The 7,081-nt window shown below is 55.2% G+C and carries 5 protein-coding genes; 2 read left to right on the top strand and 3 right to left on the bottom strand.

What is annotated here, in order from left to right:
* Together BUB29_RS08605 and BUB29_RS08600 are read left to right on the top strand one after the other, a co-directional pair.
* On the top strand, window positions 1-1,417 hold a 1,417-nt coding region (locus BUB29_RS08605), incomplete at its 5' end, for an Ig-like domain-containing protein (protein WP_143155194.1).
* Between the two features lie 273 nt (window positions 1,418-1,690).
* Window positions 1,691-2,800, top strand: coding sequence for a polysaccharide pyruvyl transferase family protein (locus tag BUB29_RS08600; RefSeq protein WP_033523299.1), 1,110 nt, complete (start codon window positions 1,691-1,693; stop codon window positions 2,798-2,800).
* A 113-nt stretch (window positions 2,801-2,913) separates the two neighbouring features.
* Here the strand turns inward: BUB29_RS08600 and BUB29_RS08595 are convergent, their stop codons facing one another.
* The 3 genes from BUB29_RS08595 to BUB29_RS08585 form a co-directional block, all read right to left on the bottom strand.
* On the bottom strand, window positions 2,914-4,365 hold the full coding sequence (locus BUB29_RS08595) for a Coenzyme F420 hydrogenase/dehydrogenase, beta subunit C-terminal domain (RefSeq protein ID WP_051915169.1): 1,452 nt from the start codon (window positions 4,363-4,365) through the stop codon (window positions 2,914-2,916).
* The gene (locus tag BUB29_RS08590) at window positions 4,362-5,882 is read right to left on the bottom strand and encodes a lipopolysaccharide biosynthesis protein (protein ID WP_033523300.1); all 1,521 of its coding nucleotides are present in this window, start codon (window positions 5,880-5,882) and stop codon (window positions 4,362-4,364) included. Before BUB29_RS08590 ends, BUB29_RS08595 begins: the two co-directional genes overlap by 4 nt.
* 89 nt (window positions 5,883-5,971) lie before the next feature.
* A complete protein-coding gene (locus BUB29_RS08585; protein WP_033523301.1) occupies window positions 5,972-7,057 on the bottom strand; it encodes an EpsG family protein in 1,086 nt (361 codons plus the stop codon).
* Window positions 7,058-7,081: the final 24 nt, after the last annotated feature.

Raw genomic sequence — 7,081 nt, 5'->3', positions numbered from 1 at the left:
GACGATCACCGCGAAGGCGGGCTCCAAGACCGACACCGTGACCGTGACCGTGGCGGGCGCCGCGGCCCAGCCGATGACGGTGTGGTACAGGCCGTCGTCCGTGTGGAAGAGCGCGAGGGTGTACTACAAGGTCGCCACGTACCCGGCCACGTCGGGCAACGCGTCCATGACGGAGGTGTGCGGCGGCTGGTACCGGTTCACGATCCCGGACACGAAGGGCAAGGCCGTGAAGGCCTCGTTCACGAACGGCACGTCCTGGGACGGCAACGGCAAGGCCGCGGACGGCACGCTGCGCGGGTACTGGGCGTCCGGCTCGAGCATGGCCGTTGCCAGCGGCCAGGTCATCTCCGGCGTCGTTCCCACCTGCTCAGCGGGGGAGGACCCTGACGTGCCCGTCACGTCCGTGACGATCTCCGGCACCGGCGTGGCCGCGGGCAAGCTGTCCGTGAAGAAGGGCGCTTCCGCCCAGCTGACCGCGACGGTGAACCCGTCCAACGCGACCGACAGGACCGTCGCCTGGAAGTCCTCGGACGCGGCGGTCGCTACCGTGGCAGACGGCAAGGTCACCGGCGTGAAGGCCGGCACCGCGACGGTCACCGCTACCGCGGGCGGCAAGAGCGCGTCCGTGACCGTCACCGTAACCGGCGACGACATCGTGCCCGTCACGTCCGTGACGGTCTCCGGCGCGACCGACGGCAAGCTGTCCGTGAAGAAGGGCGCTTCCGCCCAGCTGACCGCGACGGTCGGCCCGTCCAACGCGACGTACAAGACCGTGACCTGGACCTCGTCCGACACGGCCGTCGCGACCGTGGCGAATGGCAAGGTCACCGGCGTGAAGGCCGGCACCGCGACCATCACCGCGAAGGCGGGCTCCAAGACCGCCACGGTCACCGTAACCGTGACCGAAACATCCAGCTCGCTGACCATCGTGGGTCCCACGCACAGCGTCGCTCCCGAAACCATGCAGCTCACGGTGAGCGGTCTGCCCGCCGATGCGAACCCGAACCAGATCACCTGGTCCGTCAGCGGTTCGTATCTGACCGCGACCAACAATCCCGGCCGCACCTTCAAGGTGTGGGGCACCCGTGCCACCACCGGCGTTGTGACCGTGAAGTACCAGGATCAGACCGCTTCCGTGCCCGTCACGGTTGATGCCTACAGCTACGATTCCATCCCGACCATCGCAGTGGACCAGCAGTCGCTGACCATGAAGGTGGGCGACTCGGTGAAACTCAATTACACCGTCACCCCCTCCAGCAGCCCGTTCAAGCTGGCTATCTTCGACGCATGGGACGAAAAGGTGGCATTCGCCGACGGCGACGGCACCATCCACGCCATTGGCGCTGGTTCCACCACCGTCCGCGTCTGGTCGGCCCGTGGCACCAACTATACCGATGTGAAGGTGACCGTAAGCTGATCAGCCGCGCATCAGCGGTTCTAGCTGAACACAGATAAAAGAAGGTCCGTGTTGTTTATCAATAAGCAGCACGGACCTTCTTCATGCAAAGAAGCGACTTTAATTGACACGAATAATAATCGTCAATTATTCATCATCATTTATTTTCCATATTCCATAATCACAGGTGATAATCGGCATACGAAATTCATACCGAAACGACCATACAACCCTTATGATTATCGCCGTACCATGCAATAATCGGAATCATACGATTAGCCAGAAGGAGACCCAATGCGCTCTCGCGGGGATTATCTTTGCATTCTCACCATCAACGATTTAGGCAACTACGGAAACCGTTTGCAGAACTATGCCCTACAAGAGGTTCTTAAGGAATACGGCCCGGTTACGACGGTCGACCTGCAGGTCGGTAATTTCAAGATTCACGGGCGCATGCGTTATATCTTCAAAAAAGCCAAGCAACTGACCATGAATTCGATCCGATATGCGTCGGGAAAGAGCAACCACGTAAAGGCGATACGGAACTCCCGTTTTTCGTCGTTCACTCGCAAGTATGTGCCCGATAATCTGCTTGTCGACTCCACCACGCGCGGTCTGCAAGCATGGCGGAACATCCATGTCAAGAAAGCGGTTATCGGTTCCGATCAGGTATGGAATTACACATTCGGCCTGTCCGACAAGGATCTGGCGCTTCGGCTCGGTTCCGACTTCGCACCCGAGCAATTGCTGACCTATGCTGCGAGCATTGGCTTGGACAGCATCGCGGATGAGAGAAAACCCGTATTCGAACGGTATCTGAACCGTATCCCCTCCATATCGGTCCGTGAGGAACGCGCCAAGGAACTCGTCGAGCAGAATTCCGCACAGCATGCGACCGTCGTGCTGGATCCGACCCTGATGGTTTCCGCGGAACGTTGGAAGCGCATCATGCCGGGCTTCGTGCGTGATGACGACCGCTATGTGCTGACGTACTTCCTTGGAACGCCATCCCCGGAGCAGAAGCGCACAATAGACCGTTACGCCGAGGAGCACGGACTTCGCGTCCGCCGCATAAATGACAAGTCGGATCCGGAAACATTCGCCGCTGGCCCCCGTGAGTTCGTCGAGCTGTTCTCCAAAGCACAGTACGTCTTCACGGATTCCTACCATGCCTGCTGCTTCTCCATCATCTTCGGCAAGGATTTCAAGGTCTATAACCGGAACAGCAGCGGCGTGAGCAACATGAATTCCCGAATGCAGACCCTGTTCAACCTATTCGATCTTACGACCAGCATGAGTGACGAGATGGAGATTCCCACATACGATCATCGGAAGATCAACGAACGACTGGCCCAATTGCAACATTCATCGAAGCAATGGTTGGATAATGCCATCCAACGGTAAATAATCACCGGCATTGACTCAAGCGGCTGCGGCCGGGGATTCGCGAGCGCAATCCCCGGCCGCAGCCGTTCCGTATTCGTATCGCCATATCCACGGCATGGATATAAGGCTCACTATTGATGGTACGATAGCATGGACTTAAGCTTGCCTGTCAAGCCGGACGGCAGCACACGCTTCATCGTCTTTTTGCAGCCAATCACCAGCCTCTTCTTCAGCGGCACGCTGAGACGGGTGTAGGCTCGCTCAATCGGTTTCATGGTCTTCTTGAACTCGTTGAAATCATTCGCATCAACGGCCTTACGGAACGCCACGAAGCTTTCGTTCTTGAGTGCAGTGCGCATCGCATAAATCTGCTGACGCCGTTCGCCGATGCCTTCCAACGACGGCTTGACGCGCTTGGTCGGGGTCCACTCCCCACGCTGTTCATGAACGTGCAGACGGTAGGCGAGCCCCTGACGACGATGACGGAAACCACCAGCCTGGGATTGATATACTTCAGCGGAATCGGAGTCATGCAGTACGAGCTCGTCACGATGTCGGTCGAACAGGTCTTGTACATCCCTATTGCGCACGACGATGACGTTGCAGCCTTCACCATCATTCACATATTTCGGGATCCAAGCGTCGCCGAACGTTACATCCGCGGTTTCCGCAAGCACATCATCGCAATAGTCGCATACATTGTATTTGAAGTAGCCGAGCCCCCAGTTCGTGGTGGAAAGTTCCGCCGTACGCTTGATGACGGGTTCTCCCCCGCCGGAGCGGCGTACTTCGACCGCGTAATCGGATGCCGGACTGCCGGGAGTCTTGTGGCGGAAATCGACGCGGGCGATATCGTCCAGCGGCACACCGGACTCCCATGCCTCACTTTTCGCGAAGAAATCCGATTTCAGATGTCCGCATACCAATCCGATGCAATATTTGATGCGCTCATTAAGAATGCCATCCTCACGGCACAGTAGCCGTACCGCCTTCACGAAGCAGGGAATGCCGATGAACAGATATCTTCCCTCATGCTCACGTACGTAAGAGAGCGCTTCGCTCATTTCGATCGGATAATACTTCGATTTCGCACCGGTTTTCAACTCGTCAACGCTGTGGGAAACCTGATACGTATACATATGTTCGGGGTCGGGGCCATCCTTGACGTGCACCACGGCATCCACAAGGCCATCCTCAAGCATTTTCGCCGCAAGCCAGCTGACCATGCCGCCGGAGCTGCCACGAGAACGCCATCCATCCGCGGATGCATATCCCACGTAAGCATTGAGCCAATACCCGAGATACTGGTCGTGATGCACCCCCTCCTGCTTCGAGAAAAGATCTTCACCGATCACATCCTCATTCACGGAACCGGCAAACGGGCATACATTGGCAACGGCTTCCATATTCTGGGCGTTCCCGTTCATGGAAGCCTGATAGCAGCCATCCATGTTCCTGATGATCCTGAACGCGGGATCGATATACGCGCAGGAACCACACCCGACGCAGTAGGTCGCGGTTCCGTCAGCCGCATCGGCGTCGGCGGATCGTATCACCTGTTCGATATCGCTAGCTCCGCTCATCGTTTCGCTTTCCCTCCTATTTTTCCGACAACCTTGGCTCGTTCCTGCTTCGTCAGGGAAAACCTCATTGCTCCCGACAAATACAGCACCGAATAAATAATGCCCCAGACCACAAACATCAGCACCGAGTTCACCGGCATAAACCAGGTGCCGAGCAGACAGACTCCAATCACGCATAATGCGAGACCGAGGGTCGGCAGCATATGCTTCCAGAAATAGAACATATCCATGCCGACATGCGTCTGGTAATACCAGTTCATGAACAGTCCCGTGCCCAGAGTGATGCTCGCGATATAGCCGATGGCCGTAGCCCAATAACCGCAAATCGGGATGAAGACGACACTGATGATGATATCGATCACGGAAGTGAGAATGTAGATCAGGCTTCGGGCCTTATGCCTGTTCTTCGCTCTCTGGATCTCGATGCCCGTATTCTGCGTGAGGGGAATCATGAGGGGCAATACCATGATCAGGCACAGCCAATACGCGTCAGCATTTGCCTCGCCGGCCCAGATACGCACGAAATACCGTCCCAAAACGACGAATCCGCCGAACAGATACCAGAAGATGACCATCTGATACCGTCCCACACGCGTCATGAGCTTGGTGAGCACAGTATTATCGTCGGATTCCGCGACGATGCGGTTGATCTGCGGCGTGAAAACACTTGACATGGTGGTCGACATGGAGAAGAAGATGTTCCTGATCTGCACGGCTATCGAGAACACCGCCACCGCGGCGGAACTGGCCATCGCGCCCAACAGGAAGTTCGGCACGTTGTTGTTCACCAAATCGAAGATCTGATTCAGGAAAATCCAGAAACTGAATACCGCCACGGCTTTGAACAAGGACCATTCCAAGCCCCGAAGCGTGAACCGCATGGCCAGCTTGCGCACGGCGAACACGATGTTCATCACGAGCAGGACCGATGAAATCGACAGTTGCGCACAGGCGACGCCTACAGCGCCCATACCACACCACAGAAGCAGGAATGCGAGGAACGGCTGCGCCAGTGCGGTGAACAGCTGTCTGGATTGTTGAAACACGAATCGCTCATGCGCCACGATGTACGAATCGAATGGCGTGGACACCATCGTGACCGCGATATTGACGCCCATGATCATCAGCAGTGTTCGGGCGAGCGAAACCTCATCGGCGGTCAAACCGCCGGAGAACAGGCTGCGTACATTCACCACCATGAGGGCGCATCCGATCAGACACAGCAAAGCCACAACAAGATAGACGGACAGGAACATGCCGTTAAGCCTGCGTATGCCCGGACTGGAATCATCCCCGCCCTTCGCCCGCTCACGCATGTAGAAGCGCACATAGCTGCCATAGAAGCCCGCAGACAGGAGTGAGAGCGCGAATACGACGCTGTTCGTCATCTGGAACACGCCATAGTCACCTTGCCCCAAAAAGTGCAGGAGCAGCGGCACATAAATCAGGTTCACCAAATTCTTTACAAGAATATTGGCATATCCCAGCAATGCACCAGCCTTCTTCTGGCTTCTCATCTATGCCTCCATCGCATCCGGTTCAACAAACTGATATTGGTATTGGGAGCAGCGCCCACACGTTTGAAACACGCCGCCAAGCGAAAGACTCAGGCGGGCTGCGGCGGGAAGAACGGCATATACGGAATCACCTCACCGTAGTGACCAAACACGGTGTTCATCATGAAGATGGCGAAGCAATACAACAGGAACAGCACGGTCAACGGCTCTTTTCTGATTGAGCTTCTGCCTGCGTTGAACACGACATCCTCCTGCAAGGCCATTCCATATGCGACGATGCCGACGGCAGAGAAATTCAGACCGATTCGTCCCGTCGCGTCACCCATAGTGGTTAGGAATATTCCCACTAATGCGACAAGAGACAGGAAACGTACATCGCGCTTCCGTTTAAGATTCAAAAGCAGTAGCAGGATAAGCGGCGCATTGATAATCATCTTGCTGATGATGCGCCTTGTAGTGACGGTTTCGGCAGCGAAATATCCTGAATAGTACACAGTATTGAACAGCATGCCGGCAAGATCCGCAAGAAGTCGCCTGTTGAAGATGAACACCAATACGATCAGCAATGTTACGGAGACAACGACCTTGTTATTGCATTTCTTCAGCAAATAATATATGGCAATGCTGAGGAAGGCGATAACCGCCGAAACATGCATCAAGCTTCCGACTGCGAAACAAATTATTGACGGAATGATGTTGTCTTTTGATAAAAGTACAAGGCCGAATATAACAAAAGAAACCGCAAGCATCTGCCTTGAAATATTAAACATATTGAAATAGAAACACGTAATGAAATAGAAACATGATGCATAAATATTTATGCAGCCCTTCACCGTATTCAACGTGATCATGAACATGCATATAGTCAGGAACGCGATCACAAAGAAGAAACCGTACGCGGACAGGCGCATCGCATGACTGGCATCCATCAAAAACGAATACCCGCGTTCGATCGAATTCTCACGTTCCCAAAGATACGAACCATACTGGTACAACGTATAGTACTGGAGCGAATCGGTTCCGGTGAAGCCTCGCAACATCAGCGGAATGCTCAGCAAAGCCGAGACACCGACGATTCCGAACCTGCTGAGGACAAGGTCACGGAGCGACAACGAAAAGTACATCAGGAGCGGACCGATGACGACTATGGCCCCATACACAAGGAAAGTCAGCACAATTACTCCATTACCATCCACGCA

Origin of the sequence: Bifidobacterium merycicum DSM 6492, from assembly GCF_900129045.1 — a bacterium.
GTDB classification, from domain to species: Bacteria; Actinomycetota; Actinomycetes; order Actinomycetales; family Bifidobacteriaceae; genus Bifidobacterium; species Bifidobacterium merycicum.
Note: the sequence above shows the minus strand (reverse complement) of the source record. Positions and strands in the feature narration are given on the sequence as shown.